Source organism: Leclercia sp. GHBNCSD, assembly GCF_055805075.1.
Genome location: NZ_JBQVYO010000001.1, coordinates 3,375,170 through 3,389,456, shown reverse-complemented (window position 1 = coordinate 3,389,456; position 14,287 = coordinate 3,375,170). Strand labels below are relative to the sequence as shown.

Sequence of the window (14,287 nt, the reverse complement as noted above, 5' to 3'; positions counted from 1 at the left end):
TATCTCCATGCCCACAGGCGCAAATTAAATTTCGTCTGGTGTCCGCAGATTGGTCACTGCGATACGTTCACCGCGTTTACGCTCGCGCTCAGACTGCATGTTAGCGCGGTACACGCCCTGGTCACCCACAACCCAGGAGAGCGGGCGGCGTTCTTTGCCAATCGACTCCTGCAACAGCATCAGCGCCTGCATGTAGGCTTCCGGACGCGGTGGGCAGCCCGGGATATAAACGTCAACCGGGATAAACTTATCTACACCTTGTACGACGGAATAGATGTCGTACATGCCGCCAGAGTTGGCACAAGCGCCCATGGAGATAACCCATTTTGGCTCGAGCATCTGGTCGTACAGACGCTGAATGACCGGTGCCATTTTGGTAAAGCAGGTGCCCGCTACCACCATCAGGTCAGCCTGACGCGGAGATGCACGCAGTACTTCCGCACCAAAACGCGCAACGTCATGCACCGCAGTGAATGACGTCACCATTTCAACGTAGCAGCAAGAAAGGCCAAAGTTGTATGGCCAGATGGAGTTCTTACGACCCCAGTTGACCATATCGTGCATGGCATGCTCGAGCTTGCCCATGTACACGCTTTTGTTGACTTCTTGCTCCAGGGGGTCGGTTACGATCTCCTGCTTTTGCAGGGGGTAACGGTCATTCTCACCGTTAGGATCTATGCGGGTGAGCGTATAATCCATCTTATTGCCTCGCTGTTACTGCTGACGATTAGGGATACTGTTTTCCGGGTTGATACGTTCACGGCGTGAACGTGCAGGTGTCCAGTCCAGCGCGCCAATACGCACCAGATAAACCAGACCGGCCAGTAACACTAAAATGAAAATTGCGGCCTCGACAAAGCCTACCCAGCCACTCTCACGAATGGAGGTCGACCATGCGAACAGGTAAAGCGCTTCCACGTCGAAAATGACGAAGAACATGGCTACCAGATAGAACTTGGCAGACAGGCGTAAACGCGCGGTACCTACCGAATCGATACCCGATTCGAATGGCGTGTTTTTGTGCCTTGCGCGGGCGCGACCGCCCAGGAACCAGCCGCCGACTAGCATCAGGCAGCACAGGCCAATGGCAACGATAAGAAAGATTGCGAATGCCCAGTGATGAGCGATGACTTCTGTGGATGTTGACATACTCATTGCTTACTCATCAAAAGTGATACCTGAAACACTGCTCTTTCTGGCAGATGGGCATCACATCGATTCATGGGGAGGAACAAATAACCGTACACTAACTGTCGAAAATGAGACATAGACAGCAAAATGATGTGGTTTTTTACTCCTTTCTATAACCTTTTGTCAACTTTAACAAAAGTTTCTTCACATTAAATTACATTGATCGAACTTCATTAACATTTAATGCCCTTTACCCTCATTAAGTGTGAGGCGCGTACCTGCGTGGGGGTGTTGAATCGTGTCCGTAATGAACTAATACAAAGATTACCCGCCTATTTTGACAGGATTTGCCGTCGATTCCTCCCCCCAAAGAGGAGTATTTTCTTGATCTGTGACACGCTTTTGTTAATTCAATCAAAAAAACAGCAACATCTTTGCTGCTTTTTTAACATGCCCATTGACATTAGAAAGAACAAGTATAGCGGGGTTTTGGAGAAAGGCAGGATATCTATCAGATTGATAAAACACAAAATTAGCAATGACTTAAATCAAATCCCTGGAATCCCATGCAAAAAAAGAACCACTGTGCGCAGAGGCAGCAGCAGTGGTTCGTTATCGTCTGGACGAATTGTTATCAGATTATTAGGGACCCTTTTACTCGAAATCACTTTCAATGATTACCGAGTCATCCCCTCCTTGTTGAGTCACTGTATTGTACTGCCAGGGGTTATGGTAATCATCCATGGCGCTAAAGATGGTCTGCGCAAGCTCGTTGTTACTGGCCGGATTATGGCACAACAGATATTCCGTATCCGGCAGCGCGGGCAATCCGTCCGCTTTACCTAACACACGCAAATCGGGGCTCATCATCTCCACCGGGCGTGCCGTTACGCCGAGCCCCGCTTTTACCGCGGCGCGGATCGCAGGCAGCGTGGAGGCGACATAGGCCATTCGCCATGGGACATTGGCGGCATTGAGCGTAGCCAGCACAACGTCGCGAAACGGGCTGGGATCGTCCAGCAGGACTAAGGGCACCGGCTCGCCGCGCTGCAGCGTGAACTCGGCGGCGCAGTACCAGTGTGTCGGCGAGGTGCGCAGCGTCAGACATTCGAACTGGCTGGTACGATGGGTGGTCACCACCAGATCGACCTCCTGCTCCTGCAACATATCAACCATAAAGGCGTTGCGTTTCACTCTGACATCAAGAGCAAGTTTCGGGTAAACCGAACTGATGCGATTGAGCAGGAACGGCAGAATGGTGTCGGCCGACTCGTCAGAGGCGCCTAATGTTAAGACACCCTGCAGGTTGCTAAACATTAATGATGAACATGCTTCATCATTGAAGCGCAGGATTTTTCTGGCGTAACCCAGGAGCTGAATACCATGCTCCGTTAACAGCTTATTGCGGCCATGACGGGCAAAAAGCTCTTTACCGACCAGTTGTTCCAGTCGTTGCATTTGTTGGCTTACTGCAGACTGGGTACGGCAAACTGCCGCCGCCGCCGCAGCAAAGGTGTTCAGATCGGCGACCGCCACAAAGGTTCTCAGCAGATCGAGGTCGAGATTCAGTATCGGACGATTTGCATTAATCATATCTTTTCACTTACAGGTTGCTCGTACGGAGCTGCCCCGGGTTTAAGCTGTGTGCGTAAAAGTAATACAGTTCCTTCTGAACGAAATCCGCTGACGTCCTGGTCTGGCAGGGGCCTGCATAATGTAATTGTGCTGGTTATATCAGTGGTCAGAAACAACTTATCTGACGTTATTTTTATTCTCAAAATCGTTCGAGATATATAGGTATTTGCCGGATGATGTAAATTCGATTAAAGAAGATGCATATCCAACGTTAACTTTATCGCAGTACAGGTTGAGCGGCAATGGTATCGCTTAACTTCTCAAGGCAGAGATAATTCCAGCAATTACAATAAACTATTAAAGGTCCAGGCATCAAGGCCTGCTGTGACCTGTTATCTTTCATCGCTAAACCCGGCATACATCTTACCCTAAAAACTTTTTCTTTATAAGCCTTATTGCAAATCCTTTGATTTAACCTGAATGGTAACTAGCTAAACTAATTTTATTAATATTAACGAAAGTTGCGATTTCGTCTTTATTTAGAAATAAACAATAATTGAAACCGGACTTAATGATTAATAATACTTAACATTAATTTCACATGAGCAACGTTAATATAAAAAGGCAGGAAAGCGAATACCAGTGAGTTTCATTCAGCTTTTACGAAAAATCACTACAGGAAACTGTAGCACCACCAGCGCAAGCCGCTCAAATCACCCCTTTTTTACAGTGTAAAATCCATATTACAACATCCATAACAGGACAAAACACCAACAAAAACCAAAAATACATACGTTAAAGTGATTAACCCATTAAAAAAGAGTTAAAAGATTCAGGGCAAAGCGGCAGCAATGCACAAAATCTTCTTCTGCCAACGCTTCAAAATCGGGCGTTCGAGGAGTACATTGTTTCGTGCTGACTTCCACGGCAGGACGTCGCAATAACAGTGAAAAGGTCAAAGATTCATGTCACCCATCGAAAAATCCAGCAAGTTAGATAACGTTTGTTATGACATTCGTGGCCCGGTTCTTAAAGAGGCAAAGCGTCTCGAAGAAGAAGGTAATAAAGTACTTAAGCTCAATATCGGCAACCCGGCGCCATTTGGTTTTGATGCACCGGATGAAATTCTGGTTGATGTGATTCGCAACCTGCCGACGGCGCAAGGCTACAGCGACTCCAAAGGTCTCTACTCTGCGCGAAAAGCGATCATGCAGCACTATCAGGCGCAGGGTATGCGCGATGTGACTGTAGAAGATATCTACATTGGTAACGGTGTTTCCGAGCTGATTGTCCAGGCGATGCAGGCCCTGCTGAACAGCGGAGACGAAATGCTGGTTCCCGCTCCGGACTACCCGCTCTGGACTGCGGCCGTGTCCCTCTCCAGCGGTAAAGCGGTGCACTACCTGTGTGACGAATCGGCTGACTGGTTCCCGGACCTGGATGATATTCGCGCCAAAATTACGCCGCGCACCCGCGGGATCGTCATCATCAACCCGAACAACCCCACCGGCGCCGTCTATTCCAAAGAGCTGCTGCTGGAGATCGTCGAGCTGGCCCGCCAGCATAATCTGATCATCTTCGCGGATGAGATCTACGACAAAATTCTGTATGACGCCGCGCAGCACCACTCTATTGCCGCGCTGGCGCCGGATCTGTTGACCGTCACCTTTAACGGCCTGTCAAAGACCTATCGTGTTGCGGGCTTCCGCCAGGGGTGGATGGTCCTGAACGGCCCGAAAAAACATGCGAAAGGTTACATTGAAGGGCTGGAGATGCTGGCTTCCATGCGTTTGTGTGCCAACGTTCCGGCCCAGCATGCGATCCAGACCGCGCTGGGTGGCTATCAGAGCATCAGCGAATTTATCGTGCCGGGCGGGCGTCTGTATGAGCAGCGGCAGCGCGCGTGGGAGCTGATCAACGATATTCCAGGCGTCTCCTGCGTGAAGCCAAACGGCGCCCTCTATATGTTCCCGAAAATCGACATCAAACGCTTCAACATCTTTGACGATCAGAAGATGGTGCTCGACTTCCTGCTGCAGGAAAAAGTGTTGCTGGTACAGGGAACGGCATTTAACTGGCCGTGGCCGGACCATGTTCGCATCGTAACGCTGCCGCGTGAAGATGAGCTGGAGATGGCCATCAGCCGGTTCGGACGCTTCCTCTCCGGATACCATCAGTAAACGATAATCGGGCTGCCACAGGCAGCCCGATTTGCATCTCACCGCCCCTCCCCTCACAATGAAACCTGTCGCTGTGCAGATTTAAGGTAACTTATGAGTCAGAGTCATTTCTTCGCCCATCTTTCCCGACTGAAACTGATCAACCGCTGGCCGCTGATGCGCAATGTGCGCACCGAGAACGTTTCCGAACACAGCCTGCAGGTAGCGATGGTCGCCCACGCGCTGGCCGCCATCAAAAACCGTAAGTTCAATGGTCAGCTAAACGCCGAACGTATCGCGCTGCTGGCTATGTACCACGATGCTTCAGAAGTGCTGACGGGCGATCTGCCCACGCCGGTAAAATACTTCAACTCGCAAATCGCCCAGGAGTACAAGGCGATTGAAAAAATCGCCCAGCAGAAGCTGGTCGACATGGTGCCGGACGAGCTTCGCGATATTTTTGCCCCGTTAATAGACGAGCAGAGCTATAGCGAAGAGGAGCACTTCATTGTGAAGCAGGCCGATGCGCTGTGCGCCTACCTGAAGTGTCTGGAAGAGCTCTCTGCCGGCAATCACGAGTTTTTACTGGCGAAAACGCGTCTGGAGAAGACGCTCGAAGCGCGCCGTAGCGAGGAGATGGACTACTTCATGGAGGTGTTTGTCCCGAGCTTCCAGCTCTCGCTGGATGAGATTAGCCAAGATTCGCCGTTGTGAGTTATGCCCGGCGGCGCTTCGCTTGCCGGGCCTACGGTTTCCAGGCAGCAAGCTTAGCGCCGCCGGGCAAAACTGTCAGAACGGGAACAACATCGGGATCATCACTACGCACACCACCATCACCAGGATCGTGAAGGGCACGCCAAGCTTAACGAAATCGCTAAAGCTGTATCTTCCAGGCCCCAGCACCAGGGTGTTAACCGGTGACGACACCGGCGTCATAAATGCTGCGGAAGCGGCCATCGCCACCATCATGGCGAACGGATAAGGTGAGACTCCCATCGATTTCGCCATCGCCAGCGCAATGGGCGCCATCAACACAGCGGTCGCGGTATTGGAGATAAACAGTCCGATCGTGGCGCACATAACAAACAGGCACATCAGCATCATGTATGGGCCATAGCCGCCGCCGAGCTCCATCAGACCTTTCACCACTAAATCGACACCGCCAGTTTTTTGCAGCGCCAGCGCAAAGGGCATCATGCCGACGATCAAAATGATGCTCGGCCAGTGAATCGCTTTGTAAGCGCTTTCAGCGTCAATACAGCGGAATTTCCCCATCAGCAGACAGGCAATGATCGCCGCCACCGGATTGGGGATTTCGTCGGTCAGCATCAGAGCGACCATCAGCACCAGACAAAAAATGGCGTGCGGTGCCTGGCTATGGGCAGGGGATGCATCGCTGACCTCGACAGGCAGGTTGAGCACCACAAAGTCTCGCCCTCTCTGCCCCAGTTGGGTAATCAGCTTCCAGTTACCCACCACCAGGAAGATATCCCCCAGTTGAAGGGGCTCATCCACCACCGAGCCGTTCATCGCCTCGCCGTCGCGCTTTAACCCCACGACGTTCAGACCGTACCGGGTACGAAAGCCGATTTCGCGAATGGTTTTGCCGAGCAGCTCCGACTCAGGGATCAGCGAGACCTCGGCCATCCCCACATCCAGCGCCTGATCGGAGAAGTACTCCCCGCGCAGGACCATCGGCTCCAGCAGCTGTTCGCTGCAAAATTCACGCAGATCGACCTCTGCCGACGACATATCAATGAGCAACACGTCACGGGCGCGAAACTCCGATACACCGTTTACGTTGACGATAACCCGACGAAAACGGCGCCAGCGCTCCACGCCGATGACGTTGGCCCCGTAGCGTTCGCGGAGTTTTAAATCATCCAGACGCTGTCCAATCAGCGGTGAACCGGGGCGGATCGCCAGACGGCGGGCCCGCCCGGTGAGGCGATACTCTTTGATCAGATCGCGAAACGTGCGGCGCTTCCAGCCGTCGCGGGTTTTATCCTGCTTTTCGCTTTTCAGGGCAAAGCGGGTCAACAGCATATAGACAATGCCCATCACCAGGACAACCAGCCCCAGCGGCGTCACGCTGAAGAAGCTGAAACCGTCCAGGCCTTCACGCAGCAGTTCACTGTTTACCACCAGGTTTGGCGGGGTCGCCACCAGCGTCATCATGCCGCTGATAAGGCCGGCAAAGCTCAGCGGCATCATCAGGCGCGACGGCGAAATCTGCATGCGCATGGAGACGCTCAACACCACAGGAATGAAAATAGCCACCACACCGGTGGAGCTCATAAAGGCCCCGAGTCCGGCCACGGTGAGCATCAAAAAGACCAGCATTTTGGTCTCGCTGTTGCCCGCCATGCTCACCAGCCAGGTACCCATACTGGTTGCCACGCCGGTCCGCACCAGGCCGTCGCCGATGATAAACAGGGCGGCAATGAGAATCACGTTGGGATCGCTAAAGCCTGAAAAGGCTTCCGGGAGGGTTAAGGTGCCGCTCAGCACAAAAGCGACGATCACCAGCAGCGCCACAGCATCCATGCGGATTTTGCCGGTTGCAAAAAGAAGAATGGCGATAAGAAGCAGGCTTAACACCCAGATGAGTTCACCGTTCACAACAGATCCTTGTCAGAAAAGAGTGCGTCAGATAGTGCCATAAAAAAGCCCCTGCAATGTGGGGCTAAATCATGTGATTACATTTTCCGGGTGACTGTTACATTCCCGTCGGGCTCGCGGCTGACGGCGAGTGCCTCCAGCGTGGTAAGCACAAAATCCGCCTCATCCAGACGCGGCGAGTTAGCGGGGACATTGACGGCAATGACGTGGCTTCCGGCATTGAGTCCCGCCAGCACGCCGGCTGCGGCATCTTCTACCACCACACACGCTTCAGGCGCCAGCCCCAGCAGCTCCGCGCCCAGTAAAAAGGCATCGGGCTCTGGCTTGCCGCGCTTGACCCGCTCCGCGGTGATAAAGACTTCCGGCAGCGGCAGGCCTGCCGCTTTATGACGCGCATGAGCCACAGGAACCGAACCGGAGGTGACGATAGCCCAGGGGATCGCCGATTCATTCAGATGGGTGAGCAGCGCCTGGGCCCCCGGCAGCGCGGTAATACCGTCGGTATCGGTGGCCTCGACCTGCTCAAGCCAGCTGAACTCCGCCTGAATTTCCGCTTCACTTTTTCCCTGGAGAAAGTGCCGTAAAGAGGTTATGGCCTGTTTGCCATGGATAAAATTCAGTACGTCCTGATGGTCGATGCCATGTCTGTCGGCCCAACGGCACCAGGAGCGTTCAACAACCGGTAGCGAATCGACCAGCGTACCGTCCAGATCAAACAGAAAACCTTCACACTGCACATCTACCTCCGTCAGGCATTAATAATTTGTTGGATCTCGTTACTGCTCAGGTGGTACTGGCGAGGACAAGCGTGCCATACGCTGAGCATGCGCTGATATTTTTCCCACATCGGGGTCTGGGCATTAAAGCCATGCGTACCGGCATCGAAATGGGTATAGCGTCCTTCGACATTGACCATAAAGCGGACATAGCTCAGGTAACGGGATTCAGTGGCCGCATCAAAACCCAGGAAGGTGACACGACGTTCGTCGATGCTCTGGGCATCTTTCAGGTTGGTCCAGGAGACATGCAGGGCGTGATACATCTCCATGATGTCGATGACGATGCGGCAGGTCTCTTCTTTCAGTTCGCCAAAGTCGCGATCCAGCTCGCGCATCTGTAAACCAAAGCCACGTTCGATGATAGTCTGCAAGCGGCGATAGCGCTCTGCGTTGTCGGGATCAAGCATAGTCATCATTTTGTACTGATTGGACAAAATCAGACGTTGAGCGTGGGTCATTTCCATCTTTCGACTCCTGTTGCGCATGGCAGCTTTAAAAAAGACACGGTAACGGTGGGTTACTGTGCCTTCTTTTGGTCATCGTTTCGATGATCAATCACAAGTCATCGAGGAATGTTTTATCAAGTTGCTTGAATGCCCGCTTCAGCGTATCAGCCAGCGCCTGATAATCGGGTTTCCCCTCTACCGGCGCGAGCGCCTGACCAGCATCCTGCAATTTGCCGCGCACCTCATAGAACCAGGACAACACGGATGGCGGCAGCGGTGTGACCGAGCGTTTGCCGAGCCACCACAGCCCCTGCATCGGCAGACTCAGGGCAAACAGCGCGGTAGCAACAGCAGGACCAAGCTGTCCGCCCAGCGCAATCTGCCAGCACAGAGTAAAGACCGCGAGAGGCGGCATCAGGCGGATAGCGTGACGGGTGGCGCGGATCACCCGGTTTTCAATAAAGACGGGCGCCAGGCGCTTTTCCAGTGGCCACGTCTTTGCATAGTGCTGTCCCCGGCGAAACAGGCTAAAAAAGCTCACGGATGGATTCTCGGGTGTCGACATGGCTTACCTCAACTTCACATATAAAATTTAAAAAATTCGTGCAAAACCACAACTGCTCATGACAACGTTCAAAAACTTTTGTCAGCGCTACCCAGTATCGGGTATCCTGTGCCGGCCTGCAAAGGCCTTAGACGAGGAACGTTCACTCGTCAAATTATCGCACATTATGCCATTGCCGGAAAAATGCGCAAAATGGCATAAAATCATATGTATTCTTTTCGTCATGCCAGAATGTCCTTCGGGCATGATGTTAATCATAAATGTCAGCGATATCTTGCGCTACGATCCTTGACTCACTGACGTTTTTTTAGCCACGTATCAATAATAGGTACTTCCATGTCGAGTAAGTTAGTACTGGTTCTGAACTGCGGTAGCTCTTCCCTGAAATTCGCCATCATCGATGCGCTCAACGGTGAAGAGTACCTTTCTGGTTTGGCCGAATGTTTCCATCTCCCTGAAGCACGTCTGAAGTGGAAAATGGACGGCAGCAAACAGGAAGCGGCTTTAGGTGCAGGCGCCGCTCACAGCGAAGCGCTGAACTTTATCGTTAACACTATTCTGGCACAAAAACCGGAACTGTCCGCCCAGCTGACCGCAATTGGTCACCGTATCGTTCATGGTGGCGAGAAGTACACCAAATCTGTGGTCATCGATGACAGCGTTATTCAGGGTATTAAAGACTCAGCCTCTTTTGCACCGCTGCATAACCCGGCTCACCTGATCGGTATCGCTGAAGCACTGAAAGCCTTCCCGCAGCTGAAAGACAAGAACGTGGCCGTATTTGATACCGCGTTCCATCAGACCATGCCGGAAGAGTCTTACCTCTATGCCCTGCCGTATAAACTGTACAAAGAGCACGGCGTTCGTCGCTATGGCGCACACGGCACCAGCCACTTCTACGTCACGCAAGAAGCAGCAAAAATGCTGAACAAGCCGGTAGAAGAAGTGAACATCATCACTTGCCACCTGGGCAACGGCGGTTCTGTTTCTGCTATCCGTAACGGCAAATGTGTTGATACCTCCATGGGTCTGACCCCGCTGGAAGGCCTGGTCATGGGTACCCGCTCCGGTGATATCGATCCAGCGATCATCTTCCACCTGCACGATATCCTGGGTATGAGCGTAGAAGATATCAACAAGATGCTGACCAAAGAGTCTGGCCTGCTGGGTCTGACCGAAGTGACCAGCGACTGCCGTTACGTTGAAGACAACTACGCCGAGAAAGAAGACGCGAAACGTGCAATGGATGTTTACTGCCACCGTCTGGCCAAGTACATCGGCTCTTACACTGCGCTGATGGACGGTCGTCTGGATGGCGTGGTCTTCACCGGCGGTATCGGTGAGAACGCGGCAATGGTGCGCGAACTCTCCCTGGGCAAACTGGGCGTGCTGGGCTTTGATGTTGACCATGAACGTAACCTGGCCGCGCGCTTCGGTAAGTCTGGCTTCATCAACAAAGAAGGCACCACGCTCGCAATGGTTATCCCAACCAATGAAGAGCTGGTCATCGCGCAAGACGCGAGCCGTCTGACTGCCTGATTCCCCACCGCCAGCAATGCTGGCGGTGCTGTTTTGAAGCCCGCCCGTTTTCGGCGGTAACGAAAGAGGATAAATCGTGTCCCGTACTATTATGCTGATCCCGACCGGAACCAGCGTAGGCCTGACCAGCGTCAGCCTCGGTGTTATCCGTGCGATGGAACGCAAAGGCGTTCGTCTGAGCGTGTTTAAGCCAATCGCTCAACCACGTGCTGGTGGCGACGCACCAGACCAGACCACCACTATTGTTCGTGCAAACTCTAACCTGCCAGCCGCTGAACCGCTGAAGATGAGCCACGTTGAGTCTCTGCTCTCCAGCAACCAGAAAGATGTGCTGATGGAAGAGATCATCGCTAACTACCACGCTAACGCCCAGGATGCGGAAGTGGTACTGGTAGAAGGCCTGGTTCCGACGCGCAAGCATCAGTTTGCCCAGTCTCTGAACTTTGAAATCGCCAAGACGCTGAACGCGGAAATCGTGTTTGTGATGTCCCAGGGTACCGATACCCCGGAACAGCTGAAAGAGCGTATTGAGCTGACCCGCAGCAGCTTCGGCGGCGCGAAAAACAGCAACATCACCGGCGTGATTGTTAACAAACTGAACGCACCGGTTGATGAGCAAGGCCGTACCCGCCCTGACCTGTCCGAAATTTTCGACGACTCGTCCAAAGCAAAAATCGTGAAAATCGATCCGGCTAAGCTGCAGGAATTCAGCCCGCTTCCAGTGCTGGGCGCGGTGCAGTGGAGCTTCGATCTGATCGCCACTCGTGCTATCGACATGGCGCGTCACCTGAACGCCACTATCGTGAACGAAGGCGATATCAATACCCGTCGCGTGAAGTCCGTGACTTTCTGTGCGCGTAGCATTCCGCACATGCTGGAGCACTTCCGTGCAGGTTCCCTGCTGGTTACCTCCGCTGACCGTCCTGACGTGCTGGTTGCAGCCTGTCTGGCCGCAATGAACGGCGTGGAGATCGGTGCGATCCTGCTGACCGGTGCCTATGAAATGGACCCACGCGTCAGCAAACTGTGCGAACGCGCATTTGCCACCGGCCTGCCGGTCTTCATGGTGAACACCAACACCTGGCAGACCTCCCTGAGCCTGCAGAGCTTTAACCTGGAAGTGCCGGCTGACGACCATCAGCGTATCGAGAAAGTGCAGGAATACGTTGCCGGTTGCATCAATCCTGACTGGATTGAATCTCTGACCGCGACCTCCGAGCGCAGCCGTCGTCTCTCTCCACCAGCCTTCCGTTATCAGCTCACCGAGCTGGCGCGTAAAGCGGGCAAACGCGTTGTTCTGCCTGAAGGCGACGAACCACGTACCGTTAAAGCCGCGGCAATCTGTGCCGAGCGCGGTATCGCCACCTGTGTGCTGCTGGGTAATCCGGATGAGATCACCCGCGTCGCGGCGTCCCAGGGCGTTGAGCTGGGTGCGGGTATCGAAATCGTGGATCCGGAAGTGGTGCGCGAAAGCTATGTTGCCCGTCTGGTTGAGCTGCGTAAGAGCAAGGGTATGACCGAAGCCGTTGCCCGCGAACAGCTGGAAGACAACGTGGTTCTCGGTACCCTGATGCTGGAGCAGGACGAAGTTGATGGCCTGGTTTCCGGGGCTGTTCACACCACCGCGAACACCATTCGTCCGCCGCTGCAGCTGATCAAAACTGCGCCAGGTAGCTCTCTGGTTTCATCCGTGTTCTTCATGCTGCTGCCGGAACAGGTTTACGTTTACGGTGACTGTGCGATCAACCCGGATCCAACCGCTGAACAGCTGGCAGAGATCGCGATTCAGTCCGCTGACTCCGCGATTGCGTTCGGTATCGAGCCGCGCGTTGCGATGCTCTCCTACTCCACCGGTAACTCTGGTGCAGGTAGCGATGTAGAGAAAGTACGTGAAGCCACCCGTCTGGCGCAGGAAAAACGCCCGGATCTGGTTATCGATGGCCCGCTGCAGTATGACGCCGCAGTTATGGCTGACGTTGCCAAATCTAAAGCGCCTAACTCGCCGGTTGCTGGTCGCGCTACCGTGTTCATCTTCCCGGATCTGAACACCGGTAACACCACTTACAAAGCGGTACAGCGTTCTGCCGACCTGATCTCCATCGGGCCGATGCTGCAGGGTATGCGCAAGCCAGTGAACGACCTGTCTCGTGGCGCGCTGGTAGACGATATCGTCTACACCATCGCCCTCACTGCGATCCAGGCTTCACAGCAGTAAGCTGCTGCCAAACGTAAAAAGGCGACCCCAGGGTCGCCTTTTTTATTATCACCGTTACGCTTCTTCTTGCTTAGCCGGTTCGTTGTTGGCATTGCGGCTCATCCACAGCGCCAGCGCTTTTAACGAATCAGGCGTGAAGTCATCGCAACGGGCGGTGATCTCCGTCGGGGTCATCCAGAAGACTTCGCTGACCTCTTCTTCCTGCAGCGCAAACGGGCCGTGGGAGACACAGCTGAAGAGGCCTCCCCAGACGCGGCAGTGGCTGTCTTCAAAGTAGAACTGACCGTGTTCGGCAAACGGCACACCGGCAATCCCCAGCTCCTCTTCCGCTTCACGGCGGGCGGAGTCAAGTAACAGCTCATCGGCCTGCACCACACCGCCGGCCGTTGCATCGAGCATGCCGGGCATGAAGTCTTTCGTTTCGGTACGGCGCTGCACCAGGATATTGCCCATACCATCATGCACCACGATATAGGTCGCGCGATGGCGAAGGCGCTGCGCGCGCATCTGCTCGCGGCTCGCCTGGGCGATGACTTCATTGTCTTCGCTGACTATATCTACCCACTCAGTACTTGCCAAATGACTCTGCTCCACCATCGGGAAACCTTCTCTTTATAGCGCTCTCACGGCGCGTTTACTGTTGAGGAGTAAGTTACGGATTAATCCTGGACTCTGCAATAACCTGGCTGTCATTCAGCGTCATAACGCACAAATGGCCCTCTTCCAGCATCCCATAGCTGGGTGGAAACCCGCCTTTAGGCAGGCTGACGGAGCCAGGATTGAAATGAATAATGTCGCCCTTCTTCCCAGCCACCGGAATATGAGTATGACCATAAACCAGGACATCGCCAGCATTCAGCGCGGGCAGATTATCCGGACCAAACAGATGGCCGTGGGTAACAAACAGGCGGCAGTGTGCCATCAGGATCTGCTGCCACGGGGCGGTGATGGGAAAGTGCAGTAACATCTGGTCGACTTCGCTGTCACAGTTGCCCCGCACGGCAATAATGCGCGAGGCAAAAGCGTTAAGCCGCTCTGCAACCTCAGCGGGGGCATAGCCTTCGGGTAGCGGATTGCGCGGGCCGTGATTCAGCACATCGCCGAGGACCACCAGCCATTGCGCCCCGCTCTGGTTAAACAGCGAAAGCACTTTTTCGGTCGCCGGTAGCGAGCCGTGAATGTCCGATGCAAACATCAGCTTCATCAGTGACTCCTTGTAGTGAAAAGCCGCCCCATCATACCTGAATCAGCAGGCC

General features: G+C 53.7%; 13 protein-coding genes. 4 read left to right on the top strand and 9 right to left on the bottom strand.

The features are described from left to right. Nucleotides 1-24: 24 nt before the first annotated feature. The 3 genes from nuoB to lrhA all read right to left on the bottom strand — a co-directional run bounded on the left by nuoB (nt 25) and on the right by lrhA (nt 2,724). The gene (nuoB, locus tag ACT3IC_RS16255) at nt 25-699 is read right to left on the bottom strand and encodes an NADH-quinone oxidoreductase subunit NuoB (RefSeq protein ID WP_003861482.1); all 675 of its coding nucleotides are present in this window, start codon (nt 697-699) and stop codon (nt 25-27) included. A gap of 15 nt (nt 700-714) precedes the next feature. Next, on the bottom strand, nt 715-1,155 hold the full coding sequence (gene nuoA / locus ACT3IC_RS16250; protein WP_103825145.1) for an NADH-quinone oxidoreductase subunit NuoA: 441 nt from the start codon (nt 1,153-1,155) through the stop codon (nt 715-717). A gap of 630 nt (nt 1,156-1,785) precedes the next feature. Continuing rightward, a complete protein-coding gene (gene lrhA / locus ACT3IC_RS16245; RefSeq protein ID WP_159339624.1) occupies nt 1,786-2,724 on the bottom strand; it encodes a transcriptional regulator LrhA in 939 nt (312 codons plus the stop codon). Between the two features lie 947 nt (nt 2,725-3,671). On the opposite strand from lrhA, the gene alaA reads away from it, so the two are divergent. Together alaA and yfbR are read left to right on the top strand one after the other, a co-directional pair. Then, nucleotides 3,672-4,886, top strand: a complete 1,215-nt coding sequence (alaA, locus tag ACT3IC_RS16240; protein ID WP_159339625.1) for an alanine transaminase AlaA — start codon at nt 3,672-3,674, stop codon at nt 4,884-4,886. 93 nt (nt 4,887-4,979) lie between these two features. Beyond that, the gene (yfbR, locus tag ACT3IC_RS16235) at nt 4,980-5,579 is read left to right on the top strand and encodes a 5'-deoxynucleotidase (protein ID WP_103180476.1); all 600 of its coding nucleotides are present in this window, start codon (nt 4,980-4,982) and stop codon (nt 5,577-5,579) included. Nucleotides 5,580-5,654: 75 nt separating this feature from the next. On the opposite strand, the gene ACT3IC_RS16230 is transcribed toward yfbR, so the two are convergent. The 4 genes from ACT3IC_RS16230 to yfbV form a co-directional block, all read right to left on the bottom strand. Further along, nucleotides 5,655-7,487 (bottom strand): SLC13 family permease, encoded by a 1,833-nt coding sequence (locus ACT3IC_RS16230; protein WP_159339626.1) that lies wholly within the window; start codon nt 7,485-7,487, stop codon nt 5,655-5,657. 77 nt (nt 7,488-7,564) lie between these two features. Then, the gene (locus ACT3IC_RS16225) at nt 7,565-8,224 is read right to left on the bottom strand and encodes a sugar phosphatase (protein ID WP_103180478.1); all 660 of its coding nucleotides are present in this window, start codon (nt 8,222-8,224) and stop codon (nt 7,565-7,567) included. 11 nt (nt 8,225-8,235) lie between these two features. After that, nucleotides 8,236-8,730 carry a YfbU family protein gene (locus ACT3IC_RS16220; RefSeq protein ID WP_103180480.1) on the bottom strand — a complete coding sequence of 165 codons (495 nt, stop codon included), beginning with the start codon at nt 8,728-8,730 and terminating at the stop codon, nt 8,236-8,238. Between the two features lie 91 nt (nt 8,731-8,821). Then, nucleotides 8,822-9,277 carry a terminus macrodomain insulation protein YfbV gene (gene yfbV / locus ACT3IC_RS16215; RefSeq protein ID WP_103180482.1) on the bottom strand — a complete coding sequence of 152 codons (456 nt, stop codon included), beginning with the start codon at nt 9,275-9,277 and terminating at the stop codon, nt 8,822-8,824. Nucleotides 9,278-9,613: 336 nt separating this feature from the next. Here yfbV and ackA point away from each other — a divergent pair, with 336 nt between their 5' ends. Both ackA and pta read left to right on the top strand, forming a co-directional pair. Further along, a complete protein-coding gene (gene ackA / locus ACT3IC_RS16210) occupies nt 9,614-10,816 on the top strand; it encodes an acetate kinase (protein WP_473478168.1) in 1,203 nt (400 codons plus the stop codon). 76 nt (nt 10,817-10,892) lie between these two features. Next, nucleotides 10,893-13,031 (top strand): phosphate acetyltransferase, encoded by a 2,139-nt coding sequence (pta, locus tag ACT3IC_RS16205; protein WP_103180485.1) that lies wholly within the window; start codon nt 10,893-10,895, stop codon nt 13,029-13,031. Between the two features lie 54 nt (nt 13,032-13,085). On the opposite strand, the gene yfcD is transcribed toward pta, so the two are convergent. Both yfcD and yfcE read right to left on the bottom strand, forming a co-directional pair. Beyond that, on the bottom strand, nt 13,086-13,628 hold the full coding sequence (gene yfcD, locus ACT3IC_RS16200) for an NUDIX hydrolase YfcD (protein WP_103180487.1): 543 nt from the start codon (nt 13,626-13,628) through the stop codon (nt 13,086-13,088). A gap of 55 nt (nt 13,629-13,683) precedes the next feature. Beyond that, nucleotides 13,684-14,235 (bottom strand): phosphodiesterase, encoded by a 552-nt coding sequence (gene yfcE / locus ACT3IC_RS16195; protein ID WP_159339627.1) that lies wholly within the window; start codon nt 14,233-14,235, stop codon nt 13,684-13,686. Nucleotides 14,236-14,287: the final 52 nt, after the last annotated feature.

What these genes read in the sequence shown, in the direction of transcription:
- nuoB (WP_003861482.1), bottom strand. Translation starts at nt 699, where the DNA reads ATGGATTATACGCTCACCCGCATAGATCCTAACGGTGAGAATGACCGT.
- yfbR (WP_103180476.1), top strand. Translation starts at nt 4,980, where the DNA reads ATGAGTCAGAGTCATTTCTTCGCCCATCTTTCCCGACTGAAACTGATC.
- yfcE (WP_159339627.1), bottom strand. Translation starts at nt 14,235, where the DNA reads ATGAAGCTGATGTTTGCATCGGACATTCACGGCTCGCTACCGGCGACC.
- lrhA (WP_159339624.1), bottom strand. Translation starts at nt 2,724, where the DNA reads ATGATTAATGCAAATCGTCCGATACTGAATCTCGACCTCGATCTGCTG.
- alaA (WP_159339625.1), top strand. Translation starts at nt 3,672, where the DNA reads ATGTCACCCATCGAAAAATCCAGCAAGTTAGATAACGTTTGTTATGAC.
- ackA (WP_473478168.1), top strand. Translation starts at nt 9,614, where the DNA reads ATGTCGAGTAAGTTAGTACTGGTTCTGAACTGCGGTAGCTCTTCCCTG.
- ACT3IC_RS16220 (WP_103180480.1), bottom strand. Translation starts at nt 8,730, where the DNA reads ATGGAAATGACCCACGCTCAACGTCTGATTTTGTCCAATCAGTACAAA.
- yfbV (WP_103180482.1), bottom strand. Translation starts at nt 9,277, where the DNA reads ATGTCGACACCCGAGAATCCATCCGTGAGCTTTTTTAGCCTGTTTCGC.
- yfcD (WP_103180487.1), bottom strand. Translation starts at nt 13,628, where the DNA reads ATGGTGGAGCAGAGTCATTTGGCAAGTACTGAGTGGGTAGATATAGTC.
- nuoA (WP_103825145.1), bottom strand. Translation starts at nt 1,155, where the DNA reads ATGAGTATGTCAACATCCACAGAAGTCATCGCTCATCACTGGGCATTC.